We start from the raw sequence: 21767 nt of genomic DNA on the forward strand, positions 1-21767 counted from the left end.
GGCCGCGTAGGGTGGTGTACGGCAGCTGTCCGTAAGATGGCGGGCCGGACAACCCTCGGTGGCGTCGGCCCTCCCGGGCCGCAGTTGACGGACGTACCGCACGAACTCGACACAGTTGGGAGGTGGCCGGCGTGGAGAACCTGGCCTACCTGGATGCCGGATCTGGCAGCCTGATCGTCCAAGCGGTGGTGGCTGGCGCCGCCGGCATGGTCGTCGCGACCAAGCTCTACTGGCGCCGGCTGGTCAGCCGGTTCCGTAAGCAGCCCACCAAGAAGGACTGAGCGGCCCGGCCCCGATGATCTCCGAATCGACCACCTCGACCCCCCGTGACGAGCCCGGCTCGTTCCGGGACCCGGACAACCGGATCTTCTACGCCGACGGCGCGGTGCTCCGCGGCCTGGGACCCCAGGCCGCGAGGGACTGGGCGGCGGTCCGGGACAGCGCCTTCCTGGCGCCGCTGATGGCCGCCGGTAAGGTCGTCGCCACCGAGACCGTCGAGCCGGGGGACCTGCCCGCGGTGGTCGCCGACCGGTGGACGACGGTGCTGCGACACGAGCGGGTGCCGTTCGTGTCGTACCCCTACGAGTGGTCCTTCGCCCAACTGCGCGACGCCGCCCGCCTGCACCTGGAGGTGCTGGAGGCGGCGCTCGCCGACGGGGTCACCATGACCGACGGCTCGGCGTACAACCTGCAGTGGCGCGGGGTCGACCCGGTCTTCATCGACGTGGGCTCGTTCCAGCCGGCCGCTGCCGGTGAACCATGGGCCGGCTACCGGCAGTTCTGTCAGACCATGCTCTATCCGTTGATGCTGCAGGCGCATCTGGGCCTGGACTTCCAGCCGTTGCTGCGGGCGCGCATCGACGGCATCGAATCGGGCCAGATGCGGCGGCTGTTCCGCGGTGCCCGGCGGTGGCGGGCCGGTGTGTTCAAGCACATCCACCTGCACGACGCGATGCAGACCCGGCACGCCTCGGCCAGTACCGGATCGGTGCGGGCGGAGATCCGCGACGCCGGCTTCTCCACCGAACTCGTCCGGGCCACGGTTCGGGCCGTCGCCAAGCTGGTGGACCGTTTGGACTGGGCTCCGCCGGGCAGCCACTGGGTCGACTACCAGCAGACCTGTACGTACTCCGACGCTGACCGGACAGCGAAGACCGCCTTCGTCGACGCCGAACTCGCCGCACACCGCCCGGGGACAGTGTTCGACCTCGGTGCCAACGACGGCACGTACTCCCGGATCGCCGCCGCCCACGCCGAGCAGGTGGTGGCCGTGGAGAGCGACCCGGCGGTCGTCGACCACCTGTACCGGCGGCTGCGCGCTGACGGGCAGCGGCGGATCCTGCCGATCCTGATGGACCTCGCCGACCCGTCGCCCGGCGGTGGCTGGGCCGGTGACGAGCGTACGTCGTTCACCGCCCGGGCCCAGGCGGACACGGTGCTGGCCCTGGCGGTCATCCACCACCTGGCGATCGGGCGCAACGTGCCGCTGCCACGGGTCCTGGACTGGCTGACCGGCCTGCTTCCGGCCGGCGGCGGCACCGGTCAGATGATCATCGAGTTCGTCCACCCGGACGATCCGATGGCCCGGCAACTGCTCGCGAACAAACCCGCCGGCCTCTTCCCCGACTACCACCGGGCGGAGTTCGAGCGGTTGCTCGCCGAACGGTACGAGATCACCCGACGGGAGGAACTCCCGTCCGGCAGCCGGACGTTGTACGCCGGGGTCCCGCGTGGCTGACGCGGAATCCGGTACCGCCGCGGCGGCACCGGCCCCGCCTACCCGCCGGGCGACGGAGCTGCGTCGGCTGCTGGAGATCGTCGCACTGTGCGGCCTGGTCGTTGCGCAGCCGTTGCTGGACGTCGTCGGGCGCAGCCCGGACTTCTTCCTCTTCCACGGTGCCGGGACGGCCGAGATCCTGCTGCTGGTGGCGTTCTACGTGGTCGTACCGCCCCTGGTCTGCTGGCTGCCCGGCGCGCTGATCGGACTGGCCGGTCCGCCGGTCCGCCGGTCCGCCCACCTGGTGACGGTCGGGCTGCTGCTGGTCGCCCTGGCGGTACAGGTCGGCAAGCATCTGCTGCCGATCCGAGGTGTGTCGCTGCTGGCCGCCGCGCTGCTGGCCGGCGCCGCCGTGACCTGGGCCTACCGGCGCTGGGGTGGGCTGGGGCAGCTGCTGCGGCTGGCCGCCGTCGGACCAGCGGTCTTCGTGACGCTGTTCGTGTTCACCTCGCCGGCCTCGGCGGTGGTGCTCGGCAGCGAGCGGACCAGCGCCGGGCCCGGCACGGCTACCGGCGACGGCGAGCATCCACCGGTGGTGGTGCTGATCCTCGACGAGCTGCCGCTGTTGTCGCTGCTCGGCCCGGACGGGCGGATCGACGCCGAACGCTACCCCAACTTCGCCGAGCTGGCCGCCGGCTCGACCTGGTACCGCAACGCCACCGCGGTCAGCGGCTGGACCCCGTACGCGTTGCCGGCGATGCTGTCCGGCCGGTATCCCGAACGCGAGGTGGCACCCCACTACTCCCAGCACCCGGACAACCTGTTCAGCGCGCTCGGCGGCACCTACCAGATCCGGGCGCAGGAGAGCATCACCGAGCTCTGCGCGCCGAGTCGCTGCGAGACGGAGTCCGCCACGGCGGCCCTGCCGGTGCTGTTCCAGGAAACGGCCGCCCTGCTCGGCCAGATCCTGTCGCCGGTGGAAAGTCACGACGACCCGACGGCGAGTTTCCGCGAGCCGACCCGTCGCGACGCCGGCCTCACCGGCGCGGCCCCGGCTGGTGGCGACGCTCCGACCGACCCCAGGTTCCGGTTCGACGCACTCGACGACAACCAGCCAGCCCGGTTCACCACGTTCATCGACGGGCTGGCAACCCCGGACCAGGGGCCAACGCTGCATTTTCTCCACCTGCTGATGCCGCACGCGCCGTGGAGCTACCTGCCGTCCGGTGTCCGCTACGAGGCTCCCGAGGACTTCCCGAACGAAGGTGCCGGCTGGGTGGAGCTGGCCCGTCAGCGGCACCTGGCCCAGCTCGGCTACACCGACGGACTGATCGGACAGACCCTGGCGGCGCTGCGGTCCAGCGGCCGCTACGACGACGCGCTGCTCGTCGTCACCGCCGACCACGGGGTGAGCTTCACCCTCGGGGAGCAGGGGCGGGGCATGGGTGCGGTGCGGGCCGCGCCGGCCGAGGTGCTGTGGGTGCCGACCTTCGTCAAGGAGCCGGGCCAGCAGACCGGTCGGGTCGACGACCGTAACTGGGAGCATGTCGACCTGCTGCCGACCATCGCGGCGCACGCGGGCATCGACCTGCCGTTCGAGGTCGATGGCCGATGTGGCAGCTGCCCGCCCCGGGAACGGGCGGACAAGCAGTTCCGGGACGTTCCGGGTCAGCCGGTGACGGTGCCGGGCCCGGCGACGTTCACCGCCCTGACCACCGGCCAGGCCGGTCCGCCGTTACCCGCGCCGCTGGTGCCGGAGCTGGTCGGTCGCCCGGTCGCCGAGCTGCCGGTCACCGACGACGGTGTTCGCGCCACCATCAGCAACGCCGACAGCTACACCGACGTCGACCCGGCAAGCGGTAACCTGCCCGCGCTGGCGTACGGCGAACTGCCCGACCGGGTGACGACCGGCGCTCCGCTCGCGGTGGCGGTGAACGGGCGGATCGCCACCGTGGTGCCGGCACTGGCCCCGGACGCCGAAGGGCGGCGGTTCGCCGCACTGATCACCGACGAGTCGCTGTGGCGCTCCGGTGACAACCGGGTGGAGATCTTCGAGGTGGTCGGTGACAGTACCGAGCTGCGGCGGCGCACCGACTGACTGGTGCTTTCATCCGTTTCTGGGGTGTTTCGTGGTGTCCGGCCACTGGATCGGGTGACGCATCCCTCACCCTCACCTGCTCGCTGCGGCAGCGCACCACCGCAGGATTACGGTAAGAAATGAGGCACTCGACGAAGATCTGCCGGCGAAGTGAGGGACCATATGACGGATGTGAAGCTGGACCATCCCGGTGGCCAACTGTCGATGCCGGTGCAGCCGGCTATCGAAGGTCCGCCCGGGATCGAGGTCGGGGCGCTGCTGAAGGAGACCGGTCACGTCACGTTCGACCCGGGCTACGTCAACACCGCCTCCTGCGCGTCGGCGATCACCTACATCGACGGCGATGCCGGAATCCTGCGTTATCGGGGCTACCCCATCGACCAACTGGCCGGCAAGGCGTCCTTCCTTGAGGTCAGCTACCTGCTCATCTATGGCGAGCTGCCGACCAGTGACGAGTTGGCCGCTTTCAGTGAGCGGATTCGGCTGCACACGTTGCTGCACGAGGAGATGCGCCGGTTCTTCGACGGCTTTCCCCGGGACGCGCACCCGATGGCGGTGCTCTCCTCCGCAGTGAGTGCCCTGTCGACCTTCTACCAGGACAGCCTGGATCCGTTCGACACCGACCACGTCGAAATCTCCACCGTGCGGCTGATGGCCAAGGTGCCGACCATCGCCTCGTACGCGTACAAGAAGTCGATCGGCCAGCCGCTGCTCTACCCGGACAACGCGCTCGGCTACGTGGAGAACTTCCTGCGGATGACGTTCGGTGTGCCGGCCACCGAGTACCAGGCCGACCCGGTCATCGCGCAGGTGCTGGACATGCTGTTCGTGCTGCACGCCGATCACGAGCAGAACTGCTCGACGTCGACGGTGCGGCTGGTCGGCTCCAGCAACGCCAACCTGTTCGCCTCGGTCTCGGCCGGGGTCAACGCGTTGTTCGGGCCACTGCACGGCGGTGCCAACCAGGCGGTGCTGGAGATGCTGCAGGAGATCCACGCTTCCGGCGGCGACGTCCAGAACTTCGTCCGGCGGGTGAAGAACAAGGAGGCCGGGGTCAAGCTGATGGGCTTCGGCCATCGGGTCTACAAGAATTACGACCCGCGGGCGGCCATCGTCAAGCAGGCGGCGCAGGATGTGCTGGGCCGGCTGGACAAGCCGGACCCGTTGCTGGACATCGCGATGCAGCTGGAGGAGATCGCGCTCGCCGACGACTTCTTCGTCTCCCGCAAGCTCTACCCGAACGTGGACTTCTACACCGGGCTGATCTACAAGGCGATGGGCTTCCCGCCGAAAATGTTCACCGTGCTGTTCGCCCTGGGCCGACTGCCCGGTTGGATCGCGCAGTGGCGGGAGATGATCGCCGACCCGACCAACAAGATCGGCCGGCCCCGGCAGCTCTACGTCGGTCCGCAGGAGCGTCAGTTCGTCCCGGTCGACCAGCGCTGAACCACATCGGCGGGGTCGCCTGCGACCGCAGGCGACCCCGCCGATGGCGTCGGACGGGTCAGTCGGTGCGCGGGTCGGACGCGTGGTCGGCCGCCGGTCGGCCACCAGCGTCGTTGGTCCGCCTCACCGGGTCCGGGCGCAGCCAGACCGCGGCGAAGGGCCCGACCTGCACGACGGCGGACGCCGGCTGACCGTGCAGTGGCGCACCGTCCGCCGTGACGGCCCCGAGGTTGCCGACGTTCGACCCGCCGTACCACTCGGCGTCGGTGTTGATCGTCTCCTGCCAGCGGCCGGGCTGCGGCAGTCCGATCCGGTATCCGTGCCGGGGCACCCCGGAAAAGTTGACCACGCAGGCCAGGACGCTACCGTCGCGGGCGTGCCGGAGGAACGAAATGACGTTGGCCGCCCGGTCGGTGTGGTCGATCCACCCGAACCCGTCCGGTGTCACGTCCAGCTCCCACAACGCCGGGCACTGCCGGTAGACCGCGTTCAGGTCCCGGAGCAGGTTGCGTACCCCGCCGACCGCCGGATCGGCGGCCAGCGACCAGTCGAGCCCGCGCTGTTCGCTCCATTCCTGCTCGTCGGCGAGTTCACTGCCCATGAACAGCAGTTGCTTGCCGGGGAACGCCCACATGTAGGCCAGCAGCCCGCGCAGTCCGGCCAGCCGCTGCCACCGGTCGCCGGGCAGCTTCGCGGTCAGCGAGCCCTTGCCGTGCACCACCTCGTCGTGGCTGATCGGCAGCAGGAACTGCTCGGTGTGCGCGTACGCCGCCGGCCAGGTCATCTCGTCGTGGTGGTGGCTGCGGTGCACCGGATCGCGGGCCAGGTAGCTCAGCGTGTCGTGCATCCAGCCCATGTTCCACTTGAGCCCGAAGCCGAGCCCGCCCCAGTCGGTGGGTCTGGTGACCCCCGGCCAGGCGGTGGACTCCTCAGCGATCATCACGACGCCCGGATTGAGCCGGTACGCGGTCGCGTTGAGCTCCTTGAGCAACTCGATCGCCTCGGTGTGGGCGTTGCCGCCGGAGTCGTTGGGCAGCCACTGACCCGGCCCTCGCGAGTAGTCCAGGTAGAGCATCGAGGCGACCGCGTCGACCCGTAGCCCGTCGATGTGGAACTCCTCCAGCCAGTACAGGGCGTTGGCGACGAGGAAGTTGCGTACCTCCCGGCGGCCGTAGTCGAAGATCAGGCTGCCCCAGTCAGGGTGCTCGCCACGGCGCGGATCCGGGTGTTCGTACAGCGCGGTGCCGTCGAACCGGGCCAGGGCCCAGGCGTCGCGGGGGAAGTGCGCCGGGACCCAGTCCAACAGGACCCCGATACCGGCGCCGTGTAGTCGGTCGACCAGATGCCGGAAGTCGTCCGGAGTGCCGAACCGGGAGGTCGGCGCGTAGTAGCCGGTCACCTGGTACCCCCAGGAGCCGCCGAACGGATGCTCCATCACCGGCATGAACTCCACGTGGGTGAAGCCCAGGTCCGACACGTAGGAGACCAGTTGGTCGGCCAGCTCCCGGTAGCTGAGCCCGGGTCGCCACGAGCCGAGGTGCACCTCGTAGACGGACATCGGCCGGGCGTGGTGGTCACCGCGCCGGTTGCGCAACCAGTCCGCGTCCTGCCAGACGTACCCGGACTGGTACACCACCGAGGCCGTCCGGGGCGGCACCTCGGTGGCCTGCGCCATCGGGTCGGCCCGGTCCGCCCAGGAGCCGTCGGCCCCCTGGACACGGTACTTGTACCGCTGCCCGGCGACGACGCCCGGCACGAAGCCGGCCCACAGGCCACCGGATCCGAGCCGGTCCAACTCCTGGCCTTCGTACGGGCCCCAGCCGGGGCCGTCGCCGATCACCCGGACCCGGCGGGCGTTCGGCGCCCACACCGCGAACCGGCATCCGCCGGGCAGCGGGTGGGCACCGAGCATCCGCCACAGTTGTTCGTGGCGTCCTTCGGCGAACAGGTGCAGGTCGATGTCGCCGATCGTCTCGGTCAGGGCAGCCTCCCGGGTAGCGGTCATCTGCTCCCCGCGCCGGCGAGGAGGTTTCCGTCCGGGATGACGATAGTGGCCTTTCCGTGCGCCATTCGGGCGGCCGCCCGTTCGGTGGCGAACGCCGAGGACTGGACGATCGCGGCGGAGTAGGTCGCCGCGGTGCGGTGCGCGATCGCCGCCCAGCCGTACTGGTCGTGGACCATCCGGCGGGCCTGTCGGGCCACCTGCCGGGCCAGCGTGGTGTCGGCCAGCAGGGTACCGACCGCGTCGGCCAGTCCGTCCGGATCCTTGGGTTGGAAGGTCATTCCGGTGACCCCGGGTTCGACGATCTCGGCGAGTCCGCCGGTGGCCGACACGGCCAGCGGCGCGCCGGCCGCGGCGCCCTCCAACGCCACCATGCCGAACGGCTCGTAGACGCTGGGCACCGCGAAGCAGTCCGACGCCGCCATCAACGCCGGCAGGTCGGTGCCGCCGAGGAAGCCGGGCAGCGTGACCGCGTCGCGTAGCCCGAGCCGGTCGATGTCGGCCTCCAGTTCGGCGCGGTACGGACCGTCGCCAGCGATCACCAGCCGGACGTTCGGGTGCTGGCGGCGCAGCCGGGGCAGCGCGGCGATCAGGTGCTGGACGCCCTTCTCGTAGACCAGCCGGCCGACGAACGACACCAGCGGCCCGTCGCCGGCGAACCGTGCCCGGGCGGCGGTGACGGCGTCCGTCGGCACCTGCCAGCGGCGGGCGTCCACCCCGTTGGCCACCACGTCGACCCGGTCCGGGCGCACCCCGAACAGGCTCAGCACCTCGTCGCGCATGTACGCCGAGCAGGTGATCACCCGGCCGGACTCGTGGCCGAGCCAGTGTTCGATGGAGTGGATGGACTTGTTCATCTCGTCGGGGAGCCAGCCCTGGTGGCGGCCGGCTTCGGTGGCGTGGATGGTGGCGACGAGGGGGATGTCGAGGTGTTCGGTGAGGGTGATGGCGGTGTGGGTGACGAGCCAGTCGTGGGCGTGGATGACGTCGTATTCGGCGGTCTGGGTGGCGCGCAGGGCGGCGCGGGTGAGGGTGTGGTTGAAGGCCATGGTCCAGGCGAGGAGGCTGGGGGTGGCGAGGGGGAACAGGGGTGGGTCTTCGGCGGCGCGGATGATGCGGACGCCGTCGGCGTATTCCTCGAGGGGGGCGCCGGGGGCGTGGCGGGTGACGACGGTGACCTCGTGGCCGGCGTTGGCCAGGGCGACGGAGAGGGCGTGTACGTGTCGGCCCAGTCCACCGACCAGCACCGGTGGGTACTCCCAGGACAGCATCAGGATCCGGCGGCGTCCGTCGGCGGCGGCGTCGCCGGCGGCCGGCAGCGGCGGGTGCGGTCGGGACGTCGGGACCGGACGGCACAGGCCGTCCTGAGTGACCAGTGCGTTGGCGAACTGGTCGCCGACCCGCAGGGGCATCGCGATCTTCTCCATCCATTCGAACAGGTGCGGGTGCGCCGGCGCCGGTGACGGCAGGACAGGCGGTGAGAGGGTGTTGCGGCGGTGATCTGGTGCTGCGCGACGAGGTCGAGCGGTGGCCGATGGCCGTGGCGCGAGTGAGAAGAGGTGGCCGACGGCCGGTGGCGGGCGGGCTGCCACGCTGCGGTGCGTGGTGCCGCCGTACTCAAGGAAACGACATCCGGACCGGATCCGCATCCCGTAGGTACCGGAGGTGACCGAAGACACTCGGCCCCGGGTCGCCGGTGCCCCTGATGCCCGGCCGGCCGGCGGTCAGCGGCGGCAGAGTGCCAGCGGTCCCGGCCGGTCGGGGGCCGGGTCCGCCGGGTCCACCGGGTCGGCGGTGTCGGTCACCGCCGCCGGCGGTGCCAGCAGCAGGATCCCGACACCGGCGGTGCCGCAGGCGCACACCAGCAGCACCATCGCGAGCGGTCCGTCGGCGAAGCGTTCCCCGAACAGGGCCACCCCGATCACCGCCGACGCGACCGGATTGGCCAGCGTGACCGTGGCCAGCGGCGCGCCGAGGCCGCCGCCGCGGTAGGCGAGCTGTGACAGCAGCACCCCGGCGATGGCCATCGCGGCGATGGCCGGCACGGTCGGGCCGATCAGGGCGGCCGCTGCGCGTTCGGCGTACTCGCGGGTCACCGCGTGGGTCAGCGCGGATGCGACGGCGAACGCGATGCCGGCGCCGGTGGCGTACAGCAGGCTCCGGGGCACCGGGCGGCGCAGTGCCGCGGTGCCGGCGATCATCGCGGTGAGGACGACGGCGCTGGCCACGATCAGGACGGTGCCGTCCGCTGCGGTCATCCCGTCGCCGCTGCCCGGCACCGTCAGGCTGAGCAGCAGGAGCAGACCGAGTACGGTCGCCGCGGCACCGACCCACTGCCGGGCGGCGACCCGCCGGGCGGTGAATGCGGCGCCGATCGGCAGGGCCAGCACGAGCGTCAGGACGCCGAGCGGCTGTACCACCGACAGGGGGCCGTACGCGAGCGCCGCCACGTGCAGCAGGGCGCCGGCGGCGTTCAACGCCACCGACAGCCACCAGCGCCGGGCCCTTAGCAGCGCCCGGACGATCGCCCGCCAGGGGGTCTGGGCCCCGAGCCGGACGGCGAGCCGTTCCTGGACCACGGCGCCGAGGGCGTACGCGAGGGCCGAGGCGACAGCGAAGGCCACGGAGATCAGTAAGTCGGTCACGACCGGGCCCGTCGGCACCCTTGGCGCGTCATCGTCCCATGATCCCTCACCCGACGCCGGTCACCCTCACCCCGTCGGGGGGCAGTTGTCTCCGTCTCACGAAGTACCTCGCTGTCGGGGTTCCTCCGTCTGACGGAGGACGGAACCGGAGCGGGTCTCCGGGTGGTGGCCAGAACGCTCAGGCCAGAACCTCAGGCCAGAACGACGATCAGCCCGGCGAGTGCGACCAGGAAGAGGAGTCCGAGGACCGCCTGGAACAGCAGCGCCGGACCGAGGTGCGACCAGACGGTCGGGGTCCGTGGGGTGAGGAACTGGCCGGTGGTGAGGTTGACGATGCGTTCCACCCGGGGCGGCAGCTCGGGATCCTTCTGCCGGCGTACCGTCACCTGCACGTGGTCGGCCGGGTCGAGGGCGCTCTGCGGCACATGTCCGTGGATCTCCATCTCGCACAGCACCCCGGCGGTGTCCCGGATGTGCAGGGGGGTCACCAGGAACTCGGGCCCATTGCGCAGCTCCTTCCACTTGCGGCGAGCGGCGGTGGAGCCGCTTCCGGCCAGGCGGATCGAAGCGAGCACCGCGCCGAGCGCTCGGATCACCCCGGCCGCCGCGAGGACCCCGATCAGGATGGGCTGACCGACTTTGATCGGCCGGGAGTAGCCGCCGACCAGCCGGACCACGTGTCCGGTGATGATCGGCCCGGGCCGGTGGACGGCTCGCTCGGGGAAAAGTTCGGGATCCATCCATCACCACCCAATGTTTGCGTTTGTTCACGCATTGTATCGAGGTGGTCGAGTGAATGCCGTGAATGAATGGGTTCATGGGGGAGGTGGTGGTTGATTTGAGGTGATTAGTCGAGCTCTCCGGGTATGCCGGCGGAGAGAGGAGGGGGTACGTCATGGATCTGTCCTTCCTGCGGCCGCTCTACGCCCGGCCCGGACCGTGGGCGTCGGTTTACCTGGACGCCTCACACGACACCGAGGACGCGGTGGACGCGCTCGAACTGCGCTGGCGGGCGCTGCGTGATCAGCTGAACCAGCAGGGCGCCGATCCGGCGACGGTCGCGGCGCTCGGCGCGGCGGTGACCCGGCATGTGCCCCGCGCCGGTGAGTACGGCCTCGCGCTCAGCGCCGCCAGCGGCGACGTGGTGCTGCACAATTACCTGCCGGCACCGCCCCCGCATGACCTCGCCACGGTCGGCCCGCTGCCGCACGCGATGCCGCTGGTCGCCCAGCGGGGCGAGGAGATCAGCTGGCTGCGGGTCCTGGTCAGTCGCACCGGGGCCGAGATCGACGCGGTCAGCGCCGGCGGGTTGCCCCGGCAGGCCGGCGTCGACGGTCCGGCCGCCCACCCGATCCGCAAGGTCAAACCGGGGGCCTGGTCCCAGGCCCGGTTCCAGCGGGCGGCCGAGGTGTCGTGGCGGCGCAACGCCGGTGCCAGCGCCGCGGCGACGGCGGCATTGGCCGACCAGATCGGGGCCGAGGTGCTGGTGGTCGCCGGCGACCCGGACGCACGCCAGCTCCTGGTCGGCCAGCTGCCGAGGCGCTGGCAGTCGCGTACGGTGCAGACCGATGCCGGGTCGCGGGCGGTGGGTGCCGACCCCGAGCCGTTGACCGAGGCCACCATCCAGGCCATCGCCGCGGTGGCCGCCGAGCACACCGACCGGGCACTTGACCGCTACGGCGCGCAACAGGGTCGGGGCGATGGGCTGCCCGCCGTGGTCGACGCGCTGCAGCGGGCTCAGGTCGACACGCTGCTGCTGGTCGACGACCCCTCCTCGACCCAGCGGGTCTGGATCGGTCCGGAGCCCACCCAGATCGCCCTGGATCCGGCCGACCTGGCCGTCATGGCGGTGGACGAGCCCTGCGAGGTCCGCGCCGACGCGGCGCTGCTGCGCGCGCTGGCGGCCACCGACGCCGATCTAGTGCTGGTCGGTCCCGGTGACGCGGATCTGGCCGGCGGGGTCGGCGCCGTGCTGCGGTATTCCGATCCGGTCACCAGCTGAGCGCACTGCCGGTGCGTCGGCCGCCGTCCTCGGCGTGGAATTTTCATGGCATTCGGATCGGGTGGCGTCGTCACTGCCAGTAGGGTCCGGCTTAGTGAGGGCGTCCGTCCGGTGCTGGACCGGACTCGCGACCCGAGCAATGTGCCGGAATGCGGAGCTCAGGGCCGGATCACCGGGGAGGGGCGAAATGTCCGGACAAAGGCGTACGGTAACTCGTTCGGAACACGCGCTGGAGGACCTCGACGGAGCAGCTCTGTCCTACGCGGCCCGATTCGCCGATCAGGCTGAGAATCGGCGCCGGGATCTGCGGGAGGAGCTCGTCCAGCTGGCCCTGCCGTTCGCCGGTCGGCTGGCCCGGCGCTACCGCGGTCGCGGCGAGCCGCTGGAGGATCTCGAGCAGGTCGCCCGGCTCGGGCTGGTCAAGGCGGTGGACCGCTACGACCCAGACCGTGGCTCGTTCACCGCCTACGCGGCGGTGACCATCACTGGAGAGATCAAACGCCACTTCCGGGACCGGACCTGGGGCGTGCACGTGCCCCGCCGGCTGCAGGATCTCACCATCGAGGTGAGCCAGGCGACCGCGGTGCTGACCAGCGAGCTGTCCCGGTCGCCGACCGTCGCCGAACTCGCCGAGCGACTGGACACCTCCGAAGAGGACATCCTCGCGGCCCTGGAATCCGCCGCCGGCTACACACCCGCGTCGCTGAACGGGCCGGTCGGCGACGACGGACCCGCCGAGCTGGGCGACATGTTCGGCGCGCTCGACGCCGACCTGGAGTCCGTCGACGACCGGCTCACGGTCAGCGGGCTGCTCTACCGGCTGCCGGCCCGGGAACGCCGGATTCTCGCCATGCGCTTCTACGGCAACTACACCCAGTCGGACATCGCCGCCGAGTTCGGCATCTCCCAGATGCATGTCTCCCGGCTGCTGTCCCGGACCCTGACCTGGCTGCGCCAGGCGATGCTGACCGACGCCCCGCCCCGGTGGGAGTCCGGGATCGCCCAGCCGGAGCCGGCCGACGTCGCGCTGACCGTCTCCGTGCGGCGCGTCGACGGCCGGACCGAGATCGGCCTGACCGGCGAACTCGACCGGGAGGCGGCCGAACGGGTCCGCGCCGGACTGGTCAACGCGGTCCGGGCCGCCGGCCCCGACGCCGAGGTCCTGGTCGACCTGGACGGCGTCGGCTTCGTCGACGCAGCCGGCATCGCCGCGTTGCTGGCCAGCCACGAGGCCGCCCGCCGGGCGGCGGTACGGCTACGGTTCGCCCGGCCCCAGCCCTATGTGCGACGCAGCCTGACCGTGGCCGGCCTGGCACCGCTGTTCGCCGTGGTCTGAGCCGGCCCCGCCCCGCTACCCCGATCGGGGGAACCGGTGCCGGCTGGCGCTGACGGCGTCACCGGCGCCGATAGCGTGCCGACCGTGAAACAACGTGGAAACCGCCTGGTCGCGGCAATCGTCGCAGGCGCGGGCACGTTCGCCTTCGGCATCTCCGGAGCGGGGGACGACACGTCGAACTCCGGTGCCATCGCACTGGTCGGGTTGGTGGTCGGTCTGATCGTGTTCCACGCCACCAAGCCGAGTGCGGGAAGCAAGTAGCCCGGTCGGCGGTTCCGGCCGGGCTCGGCGTCGTCAGCCGGCGGCTGCGGTGGTCGCCAGCGCCCGCCGGTGCTGGCCCAGCGGAGGCCGTTCCTGGACCGACACGTCGCTGACGACGATCTCGCGTTCCAGGTTGCTCAGTGCCTCGGCCTCGCCGCGCCGGAACTGGGTGAGCAGGCCGCCGGGCGGACGCTCCGAGATCACCCAGCCCTTTCGGTAGAGCCGAGACCAGGCGGTCAACAGGATCTGGGCGGACATCCGCCCCAACGCCTCAGTGCTCTGGTGCCGGTGCCGCCGCTCGCCGAGATCGACCTGAGCCAGGGAGTCCAGCCCACAGACGTCGAGCAGGTCGATCAGCATCGCGGTCTCCACCCCGTAGCCGGAGACGAACGGGATCTGTTCCAGCACATCGCGTCGGCCGGCGTACTCGCCGGCCAACGGCTGGACGAATCCCGACAGGTCCGGCCAGAAGAGGTTGAACAGCGGTCGAGCCATGATCTCCGTGACCCGGCCACCGGCATCCGCCTCGACATCACTTGACCGCACCAGCGGCCGGTGGTAGAAGCCCTTGACAAAGCTGACCGACTCGTCGGTGAGCAGCGGGCCGAGCAGCCCGGTCACGAAGGCCGGCTGGAATTCCCGCAGGTCGGCGTCGACGAAGGCGATCAGATCCCCGTCGGTGGCGGCCAGCCCGGCCCAGAGCGCGTCACCCTTGCCCTCCAGCCGCGGCAGCCCCCGGGTCATCTCGTCCTGGCCGACGACCCGGGCGCCGGCGGCGGCGGCCACGGCCGCCGTGCTGTCGTCGGACCGGGAGTCGACCACCACCACGTCGTCAACCAGCGGCACCCGGTCCACCAGGTTCCCGACGATCGACTCGACGATGGCGCCGACGGTGGCCTCCTCGTTGCGGGCCGGCAGTACGACGCTCACCCGCCGGCCGGTCCTGGCCTTGGCCATGGCCAGTTCCCAGGGCGTCCACCGGCCCGCCGTCCCGGTGCGACGGGCGGTCCAGTCCGCAACCGTGGGAGCGACGGCCGTTCGCGCGTACCCCATGATCCACCCCCGTGACGACACTCGATCAGCTGCTGGCTACCCCACCCGGCGGGCGGTATGCGTCGTCCGATCGGGGTTCGGCCGCCATCGCTGAGTGTCCTGGGGCGGGTGGGGCACCGCGAGCCGGACGCGTCGCGTAGCGTTGACGGTCATGGGTGTGTCGCAGCGTCTGAAGAGTCGGTTCCGGCGTTTCCTCCAGCGGCCGGGCAGCACGGTCGACCTCGCTCCGTTGGCGAAACTGCTCCCCGACATCGCCGACCGGGAGGACGACCTGCGGGCGCTCGACGACGCCGAGTTGACCGCCGAGGCCGGCCGGGCCAACGAGTTCGTCGGCCTCTGCGCGGTCGGCCGGGAGGCTGCCCGGCGGGCGATCGGCGAGCGGCCGTTCGACGAGCAACTGCTCGGCGCGATGTCCCTGCTGGCCGGCAAGGTCGCGGAGATGGCCACCGGTGAGGGCAAGACCCTGACCGCCACGATCGCCGCCTACGGGCACGTGCGGCGGGGCAACGGCCCGGTGCACGTGCTGACGGTCAACGACTACCTTGCCCGCCGCGACGCCGAGTGGATGGCGCCGGTCTACCAGTTGCTCGGGCTGACCGTCGGCTGGGTCACCGAGGCCAGCAGCCCCGAGCAGCGGCGCACCGCGTACCAGCGGGACGTCACCTACGTGTCGGTGAGCGAGGCCGGCTTCGACTTCCTGCGTGACCAGCTGGTCACCGACATCGCCGACCGGGTCCAGCCACCGCTGTCCACGGCGATCGTCGACGAGGCCGACTCGATCCTCATCGACGAGGCCCGGGTGCCGATGGTGCTGGCCGGGGCAGTCGTCGGTGAGCAGGACCCGGTGCACGCCGCCGCCACACTGGTACGCGGGCTGCGCGCCGGCCGGGACTACGAGGTGGCCGACGACGGCCGCAGCGTCGCGTTCACCTCCGCCGGGCTGGCCGCGGTCGAGGCCAAGCTGGACGGCGTCGACCTGTACGCCGACGACAACGTCGGGCAGCTGTCCGCGATCCACGTCGCCCTGCACGCCCACGCGTTGCTGCACCGCGACGTCGACTACATCGTCCGCGACGGCGCCGTGGAGCTGGTGGACGAGATGCGCGGCCGGGTGGCGCAGCGCCGCCGATGGCCGGACGGGCTGCAGGCGGCGGTCGAGGCCAAGGAGGGTCTGAACGCCACGGCCGAGGGCGAGGTGCTCGGCACCATCACCGTGCAGGCGTTCGTCGCGGCGTACCGCACCCTGTGCGGGATGACCGCGACGGCGGTCCTCGTCGGCGACCAGCTCCGCGAGTTCTTCAAGCTGGAGGTGGCGGTGATCCCGCCACACACCCCGTGCGTACGGACCGACGAGCCGGACCGGATCTATGCCACCCGCGCCGAGAAGGACGAGGCGCTGGTCGCCGAGATCAGCTCGGCCCACGCCACCGGGCGTCCGGTTCTGATCGGCACCCTCGACGTCAAGGAGTCGGAGAGCCTGGCGGCGTCGCTGGGCGAGGCCGGCGTTGCCTGCGTGGTGCTCAACGCCAAGAACGACGACGAGGAAGCCGCGATCATCGCCGAAGCCGGTGCGCTGGGGGCGGTGACGGTCTCCACCCAGATGGCCGGGCGCGGCGTGGACATCCGCCTCGGCGGCAGCGACCAGTCCGACCGGGACCAGGTCGCCGAGCTGGGCGGGCTGTACGTGATCGGCAGCGGCCGGCACGACAGTCGGCGGGTGGACAACCAGTTGCGCGGCCGGGCCGGTCGCCAGGGCGACCCGGGTGGCTCGGTGTTCTTCGTCAGCCTGGAGGACGACCTGGTCGTCCGGCACGCCCCGGACGCGATCCCACCCTCGCCGCGGATGACGCCCGACGGCATCGTCCAGGACGAGCAGGTGGACTTCGCCATCGAACACGCCCAGCGGATCGCCGAGGGTGTCGACTACGAGATCCACCGGAACACCTGGCGCTACAGCGTGGTGATCGAACAGCAGCGCAAGGCGCTCGCGGAGCGGCGTGAGCGGCTGCTGACCACCGAGGTGGCCGCGCTGATGCTGATGGACCGGTTCCCGCAGCGGTGCGCCGAGATGGACGAGGATCTGCTGTCGCGGGCCGCCCGTTCGATCGCCCTCTACCACCTGGACCGGCTCTGGACCGAACACCTCGCCGAACTGTCCGAGGTGCGCGAGGGCGTGCATCTGCGGGCACTCGGCCGGCTCGATCCACTCGACGAGTTCCACCGGGCGGCCGTGCCCGCGTTCAACCAGCTGATCCCGGAGATCGAGGCCCGCACCGTCGCGACTTTCGAACAGACCGAGTTCGACGAGGACTGGCAGCCCGACGAGGCCCAACTGGTGCGGCCCAGTGCGACCTGGACCTACCTGGTGCACGACAACCCGTTCGGCTCCGAGCTGGACCGGCTGATCTCGTCCGTTGGCCGCCGGCTCAGTGGCAGCGGCCGCCGCTGAGCGCGGCCGGGGTGCGATCGCGTTGACACCTGCCGACCCGGCGGACAGCAGGCTGGCCGTACTGGAGACCGCCGCCCTGCTACGGGAGTTGACCGCCGGCATGATCCGGTGCACCGATTTCGATCAGGCGGTGGAGCATCTCGCCCGCACCACCCGGTCCGCGCTGCCCGGGGTGACGTACGCGAGCGTCTGTTTTCTCCGGGCCGGGCGGGCGGCCTCGGTGGCGGCGTCCGATCCACTGGTCAAGGACCTGGATGAGCTTCAGTACGCCTCCGACGGGCCGGCGATGACCGCGATCCGGGACCGCGAGATCGTGCTGGCCGCTCCGGGCACCGACTCGTCGCGCTGGCCGCAGTGGAGCCGGGCAGCGGTCGACCGGGGGATCCGTACCGTGCTCAGCGCGCCGGTGGACGTCGACGACGAGTCGATCGGTGCGGTCAACCTGTACGCGGACCGGGATGGAGCGCTCGGCGCTGGCGAGCAGCTGACCGCGCTGCTCCTCGCCGAGCATGCCGGACTGCTCCTCGCGGCGGTCCGGGACCGGCGTCGCGACGCGGCGGCGGGCGGGGCCGACGGCGATCGGCCGGAGTACGGCGACGTGATCGGCCCGGCGATCGGCATTGTGATGACCCAGCGGCGGTGCCCGGCCGGGGAGGCGCTCGCGGTGCTGCGCGAAGCGGCCGAGGCGACCGCGATGCCGTTGCCGGAGGTCGCCGAGCGGTTGGTGGCGTCGGTGCTGCGGACCGACAGCCAGCAGCGGTGATGGCGGGTGGGTTCGCGGCGGGAGATAATCGGGTAGCACGGGTGGTGTGACCGGTGTGACCAGTGGGAAGGGCGTGAGGGCGATGCAGGCGCAACTCCGCGTGCCCGGCCAGCCGATCCAGCCGATGCTGGTGACCCTGCCGTTCGGACTCTTCGTCTGTGCGGCCCTGTTCGACATCTCGGTGCTGGCCGGGGCACCCGACCTGTTCGGTGAGGTCGGCTACTGGACGTTGGTCGCCGGGCTGGCCGCGATGGCGCTGACCGTGGCGGTGGGTCTGGTCGATCTCTGGGACGAGCCGTCCGGTCCGGTCCGCTCCTCGCTGGTCCGGTTCAACCTGATCAGTACGGCGATGGGCGGGCTGTTCCTGCTCGCCGGCCTGATCCGTACCTCCGGTCCGACGTCGTTGGCCGGCGTCCCGTTGTTGATCGTGGAGCTGGTCGGCCTCGGCGTGGGGGTGGCGGGGCTGCGCCACGGTACGGCTCTGCTGCGCCACGTCGGGGAGGTAGCGGCCGCCGACGAGCGCGGCCGCCGGTCGGACGGGTTGGACGCGTTGGCCCGCCGGTAGCTGACTCCTCGTGCGCGACCGGGTCGCGCACGACCGTTGGGTGCCGGCTCAGCTGTCCAGCAGGTCCCACATCCGGTTGATCTCGACGGCCTGCTCGGCGGCGATCGAGGTGGCGAGTTCCTCGACGGTCACGTCGCTGCCGCCGGTGAGCACCCGGTCGGACATTTCGACGGCGCCTTGGTGGTGGTCGGTCATCATCGCCACGAAGAGCCGGTCGAACTCGGCCCCCCGGGCAGCCGCTAGCTCCCGGACGGCCTGCTCGGTCTGCATCCCGGGCATCGTGTCGTGGTCGTGTCCACCGGCCGGTAACCGCCGGTCCCGCAGCCACTGCCGGAGTACGGCGATCTCGGCGGTCTGTCCTGCCCGGATGCGGTCGGCGAAGGCCCGTACCCCTGGGTCGGCACTGCGGTCGGCGGCGAGCGCTGCCATCTGCACGGCCTGGGTGTGATGCGGGATCATCATCTGGACGTACCAGGTGTCCAGCGCGTTGTACTGCGGTGGATCGATGGTCACGTCCGTTGCGGGGCGCAGCTCGGCCGGCTCGCCGGGCCGGCCGGGCAGGATCACCGGCGGTGCGTTCGTGGTCCCGTCTGCGCCGGTGGATGTTCCCGCCGGCTCGGTCGCTGCGTCGCCGGTGGTGGTCGTGGCCGAGGTCGTTGCGGTGGTCCGCAGCACGACCATCGCGACGACGACCACGGCCGGTATCAGGGCGAGTGCCAGTAGCCGTCGGTGCCGGCCGAGTGACAGTCGGGACATCGGGCCTCCCGAGGTGGACGGTCGCGATGCTATCCGGCTAACTCCATGTATCGATGTGATTACTGTCACATCGATGTCGGCAACTCGGCGGTATCGTCGCAGCATCATCAATCCCTTTCGAAGGGTGCCGCACATGATCAGACGTTCCCCACGAGGGCCGCGGCAGCTCCGGACCGTGGCAGTGGCGGCGATCGCCGTCCTGTTCGGCAGCACCGCGTTGGCGACACCTAGTCATGCAGGGACCCCGTTCGACGTCGACTGCGCCGACGCCGCCGACGCGCTGGCGGTCGAGTTGTGCCTGGCCCAGGCATCGGCGGCGGGGACCGACGACCCCGGACTCGGTGTCGACGAGATCGACAGCAGTCGGAACCTGCGTCAGATCGCCAGCCTGCCCAAGCCCGCGCCGTTCGACACCGAGTCCTCGTTGAACTCGGACCTCGCCTTCCAGGGCAGGTACGCCTTCGTCGGCAACTACAACGGCTTCGTGATCTACGACATCGCCAACCCGCGACGGCCGCGGCTGGTGTCGCAGGTGGTCTGCCCGGGTGGGCAGAACGACGTGTCGGTCCACGGTGACCTGCTGTTCCTGTCCACAGACTCGTCGCGCAGTGACGACTCCTGTGCCAGCACCTCCCAGTCCGCGTCGGTGAAGGAGTCCTGGGAGGGCATCAAGATCTTCGACATCCGGGACAAGAGCAACCCTCGCTACGTCAAGTCCGTCGAGACGAACTGCGGCTCACACACCCACACCCTGGTGCCGGCGAAGAGCCGCAATTTCGTCTATCTCTACGTCTCGTCGTACAACCCGTCGACGAACTTCCCGGACTGCCAGCCACCGCACGACCTGATCTCGATCGTCAAGGTGCCGTTGAAGAAGCCGACCGACGCGGCCGTGGTGGCCACTCCGGCGATCTTCCCGGACGGCGGCAACCCGGGCGGCAACGGCAGCGCCACCACCACCGGCTGCCACGACATCACCGCGTACCCGCAGAAGGATCTCGCGGCGGGCGCCTGCATGGGCGACGGCGTGCTGTTGGACATCTCCGACCGGGAGGCACCCCGGGTCGTCCACCAGGTCCGGGACACCACCAACTTCGCCTTCTGGCACTCGGCGACGTTCAACAACTCGGGCACCAAGGTGGTCTTCACCGACGAACTCGGCGGCGGCGGGGCGGCGACCTGCAACCCGACCATCGGTCCCGAGCGGGGGGCGAGCGCGATCTACGACATCACCGGTACGGGTGACGCGCGGACGCTGGTGTTTCGCAGCTACTTCAAGATTCCACGGACCAACGGGTCGACCGAGAACTGTGTGGCCCACAACGGTTCGCTGATTCCGGTGCTGGGCCGTGACATCATGGTCCAGGCCTGGTACCAGGGCGGTATCTCGGTCTGGGACTTCACCAACTCGGCTAGGCCGCAGGAGATCGCCTACTGGGAGCGGGGACCGTACTCGGACACCCGGATGGTCACCGGTGGACCATGGTCGGCGTACTACTACAACGGCTACATCTACTCCAGCGACATCCAGAAGGGTCTGGATGTGCTGGACCTCAAGGACTGGCGTACGGCGAGCGCGAAGCTGGTCCGGTTCCCGGAGTTGAACGTGCAGACCCAGCCCTGGTACCTCAGCTGGTGACGCCGCGCTGGTGAGACGGAGGCAGCTGGCGGGTGGTCGGACCGCGGTCCCACCACCCGCCGCGTCTGGCTAGTTCGCCGAACGTTCATCCATAGGTCGCTGAACGTTCGGCTTCGGCGCGTTGTGCTCGGTGGCGGTGCCGCCGGCAGGACCGTAGTGGTTGGAACGCAACGGCGGTCCCGTCGTCGAGGTCGACGCGTCGGAGGGTGACGGTGACGGGACGAGCCGTGGTGTTCGGCGCTGGCGGGGACGGTTGGGCCGGCTGGCAGTTGGGGATGCTCGCCGGACTCGACCGGGCGGGCGCCGGACTGCGCACCCCGGATCTGGTGGTGGGGACGTCGACCGGTGCCCTGGTGGCGGCGCTGGTCTACGGCGCCGCTGGCCCTGCTGCGGCCGTGCGCACCGTACGGCGGGCCGGGACCTGGCCGGTGGTTGCCCGGCAGACCGACTACGAACTGGTTGACCAGACCCGCCGGAGCCTGCGCGCCGGCGGTGCCACGTCGTCGCAGGCCCGGGTACAGCTCGGTCGGCTGGCGCTCGCCGCCGACCCGCCGGACGCCACCATCTGCGCCACGGCGGACCTGCTGCGCGACCACCGCTGGCCCAGCGCACCCCGGCTGCTGGTCACCGCAGTCGACGCGGACAGCGGTCAGCTGGTGGCGTGGGATTCGACGGCCGGCATCGCCCTGCCGCGGGCGGTCGCGGCGAGTTGCGCGCTGCCGGGGGTGATCGGGCCGGTGGCGGTGGACGGCCGCCGGTACATCAGCGGCGCGGTCCGTTCGACGAGCAACCCGGACCTGGCGGCCAGCGCGGCGGCGGTGATGGTTCTGGCCGACGGCGGGCAGGCAAAGGTCGAGGCGGCGGCCTGGCGGGGTCGTCCCGGCGGCAGTTGTCCCGCCACGCTCGTGTTCCTGACGCCGGACGCGACAGCGCGAGCGGCGCTCACCGGCGACCCGGGTGATCCGGTCGTGTTCGCGGCGGCGCTCGCCGCAGGTGAGCGTCAGTCGTCGGGGTACGCCGGCCAGGTTCGCGCCC

17 protein-coding genes and 1 pseudogene are annotated in these 21767 nt (G+C 71.1%); 12 read left to right on the forward strand and 6 right to left on the reverse strand.

Annotated elements, in window-relative coordinates:
• Nucleotides 1–122 precede the first annotated feature (122 nt).
• From ACN27J_RS03840 to ACN27J_RS03855, 4 genes are all read left to right on the forward strand, one after another.
• Nucleotides 123–281, forward strand: coding sequence for a hypothetical protein (locus ACN27J_RS03840; RefSeq protein WP_158632100.1), 159 nt, complete (start codon nt 123–125; stop codon nt 279–281).
• Between the two features lie 14 nt (nt 282–295).
• Nucleotides 296–1738 (forward strand): methyltransferase, encoded by a 1443-nt coding sequence (locus ACN27J_RS03845; protein ID WP_421363602.1) that lies wholly within the window; start codon nt 296–298, stop codon nt 1736–1738.
• On the forward strand, nt 1731–3815 hold the full coding sequence (locus tag ACN27J_RS03850; protein ID WP_421363603.1) for a sulfatase-like hydrolase/transferase: 2085 nt from the start codon (nt 1731–1733) through the stop codon (nt 3813–3815). Before ACN27J_RS03845 ends, ACN27J_RS03850 begins: the two co-directional genes overlap by 8 nt.
• A gap of 162 nt (nt 3816–3977) precedes the next feature.
• Nucleotides 3978–5261 carry a citrate synthase gene (locus ACN27J_RS03855; protein ID WP_123601467.1) on the forward strand — a complete coding sequence of 428 codons (1284 nt, stop codon included), beginning with the start codon at nt 3978–3980 and terminating at the stop codon, nt 5259–5261.
• A 58-nt stretch (nt 5262–5319) separates the two neighbouring features.
• On the opposite strand, the gene glgB is transcribed toward ACN27J_RS03855, so the two are convergent.
• The 4 genes from glgB to ACN27J_RS03875 all read right to left on the reverse strand — a co-directional run bounded on the left by glgB (nt 5320) and on the right by ACN27J_RS03875 (nt 10648).
• Complete coding sequence (gene glgB, locus ACN27J_RS03860; protein ID WP_421363605.1) at nt 5320–7266, reverse strand: 1,4-alpha-glucan branching protein GlgB; 1947 nt, start codon at nt 7264–7266, stop codon at nt 5320–5322.
• Nucleotides 7263–8690, reverse strand: a complete 1428-nt coding sequence (locus ACN27J_RS03865) for a glycosyltransferase family 4 protein (RefSeq protein ID WP_421363607.1) — start codon at nt 8688–8690, stop codon at nt 7263–7265. The genes glgB and ACN27J_RS03865 overlap by 4 nt, the downstream gene beginning before the upstream one ends.
• A gap of 297 nt (nt 8691–8987) precedes the next feature.
• Nucleotides 8988–9908 carry a DMT family transporter gene (locus ACN27J_RS03870; protein ID WP_421363609.1) on the reverse strand — a complete coding sequence of 307 codons (921 nt, stop codon included), beginning with the start codon at nt 9906–9908 and terminating at the stop codon, nt 8988–8990.
• 191 nt (nt 9909–10099) lie between these two features.
• Nucleotides 10100–10648, reverse strand: coding sequence for a hypothetical protein (locus tag ACN27J_RS03875; RefSeq protein ID WP_421363612.1), 549 nt, complete (start codon nt 10646–10648; stop codon nt 10100–10102).
• Between the two features lie 155 nt (nt 10649–10803).
• On the opposite strand from ACN27J_RS03875, the gene ACN27J_RS03880 reads away from it, so the two are divergent.
• The 3 genes from ACN27J_RS03880 (at nt 10804) to ACN27J_RS03890 (ending at nt 13507) form a co-directional block, all read left to right on the forward strand.
• Nucleotides 10804–11910, forward strand: coding sequence for a Vms1/Ankzf1 family peptidyl-tRNA hydrolase (locus ACN27J_RS03880; RefSeq protein WP_421363615.1), 1107 nt, complete (start codon nt 10804–10806; stop codon nt 11908–11910).
• A 187-nt stretch (nt 11911–12097) separates the two neighbouring features.
• Entirely contained in the window at nt 12098–13246 is a 1149-nt protein-coding gene (locus tag ACN27J_RS03885; protein WP_421363618.1) for a SigB/SigF/SigG family RNA polymerase sigma factor, read from the forward strand.
• Between the two features lie 84 nt (nt 13247–13330).
• Entirely contained in the window at nt 13331–13507 is a 177-nt protein-coding gene (locus ACN27J_RS03890; RefSeq protein WP_158632101.1) for a hypothetical protein, read from the forward strand.
• Nucleotides 13508–13540: 33 nt separating this feature from the next.
• Here ACN27J_RS03890 and ACN27J_RS03895 read toward each other — a convergent pair whose 3' ends face one another.
• On the reverse strand, nt 13541–14560 hold the full coding sequence (locus ACN27J_RS03895; RefSeq protein ID WP_421363620.1) for a glucosyl-3-phosphoglycerate synthase: 1020 nt from the start codon (nt 14558–14560) through the stop codon (nt 13541–13543).
• 151 nt (nt 14561–14711) lie between these two features.
• Here ACN27J_RS03895 and secA2 point away from each other — a divergent pair, with 151 nt between their 5' ends.
• The 3 genes from secA2 to ACN27J_RS03910 all read left to right on the forward strand — a co-directional run bounded on the left by secA2 (nt 14712) and on the right by ACN27J_RS03910 (nt 18337).
• Complete coding sequence (gene secA2 / locus ACN27J_RS03900) at nt 14712–17009, forward strand: accessory Sec system translocase SecA2 (RefSeq protein ID WP_421363623.1); 2298 nt, start codon at nt 14712–14714, stop codon at nt 17007–17009.
• Between the two features lie 22 nt (nt 17010–17031).
• Nucleotides 17032–17772, forward strand: a complete 741-nt coding sequence (locus ACN27J_RS03905; RefSeq protein ID WP_421363626.1) for a GAF and ANTAR domain-containing protein — start codon at nt 17032–17034, stop codon at nt 17770–17772.
• Nucleotides 17773–17854: 82 nt separating this feature from the next.
• Nucleotides 17855–18337 (forward strand): DUF2231 domain-containing protein, encoded by a 483-nt coding sequence (locus ACN27J_RS03910; RefSeq protein ID WP_421372103.1) that lies wholly within the window; start codon nt 17855–17857, stop codon nt 18335–18337.
• Between the two features lie 48 nt (nt 18338–18385).
• Here the strand turns inward: ACN27J_RS03910 and ACN27J_RS03915 are convergent, their stop codons facing one another.
• The gene (locus ACN27J_RS03915) at nt 18386–19093 is read right to left on the reverse strand and encodes a DUF305 domain-containing protein (protein WP_421363629.1); all 708 of its coding nucleotides are present in this window, start codon (nt 19091–19093) and stop codon (nt 18386–18388) included.
• 133 nt (nt 19094–19226) lie between these two features.
• Here ACN27J_RS03915 and ACN27J_RS03920 point away from each other — a divergent pair, with 133 nt between their 5' ends.
• Complete coding sequence (locus ACN27J_RS03920; RefSeq protein ID WP_421363632.1) at nt 19227–20732, forward strand: LVIVD repeat-containing protein; 1506 nt, start codon at nt 19227–19229, stop codon at nt 20730–20732.
• Nucleotides 20733–20962: 230 nt separating this feature from the next.
• Nucleotides 20963–21514 (forward strand): annotated as a pseudogene (locus ACN27J_RS03925) (patatin-like phospholipase family protein); the annotation flags it as partial.
• Between the last annotated feature and the right edge of the window lie 253 nt (nt 21515–21767).

Source organism: Solwaraspora sp. WMMB762 (assembly GCF_049179115.1).
Classification (GTDB): Bacteria; Actinomycetota; Actinomycetes; order Mycobacteriales; family Micromonosporaceae; genus Micromonospora_E.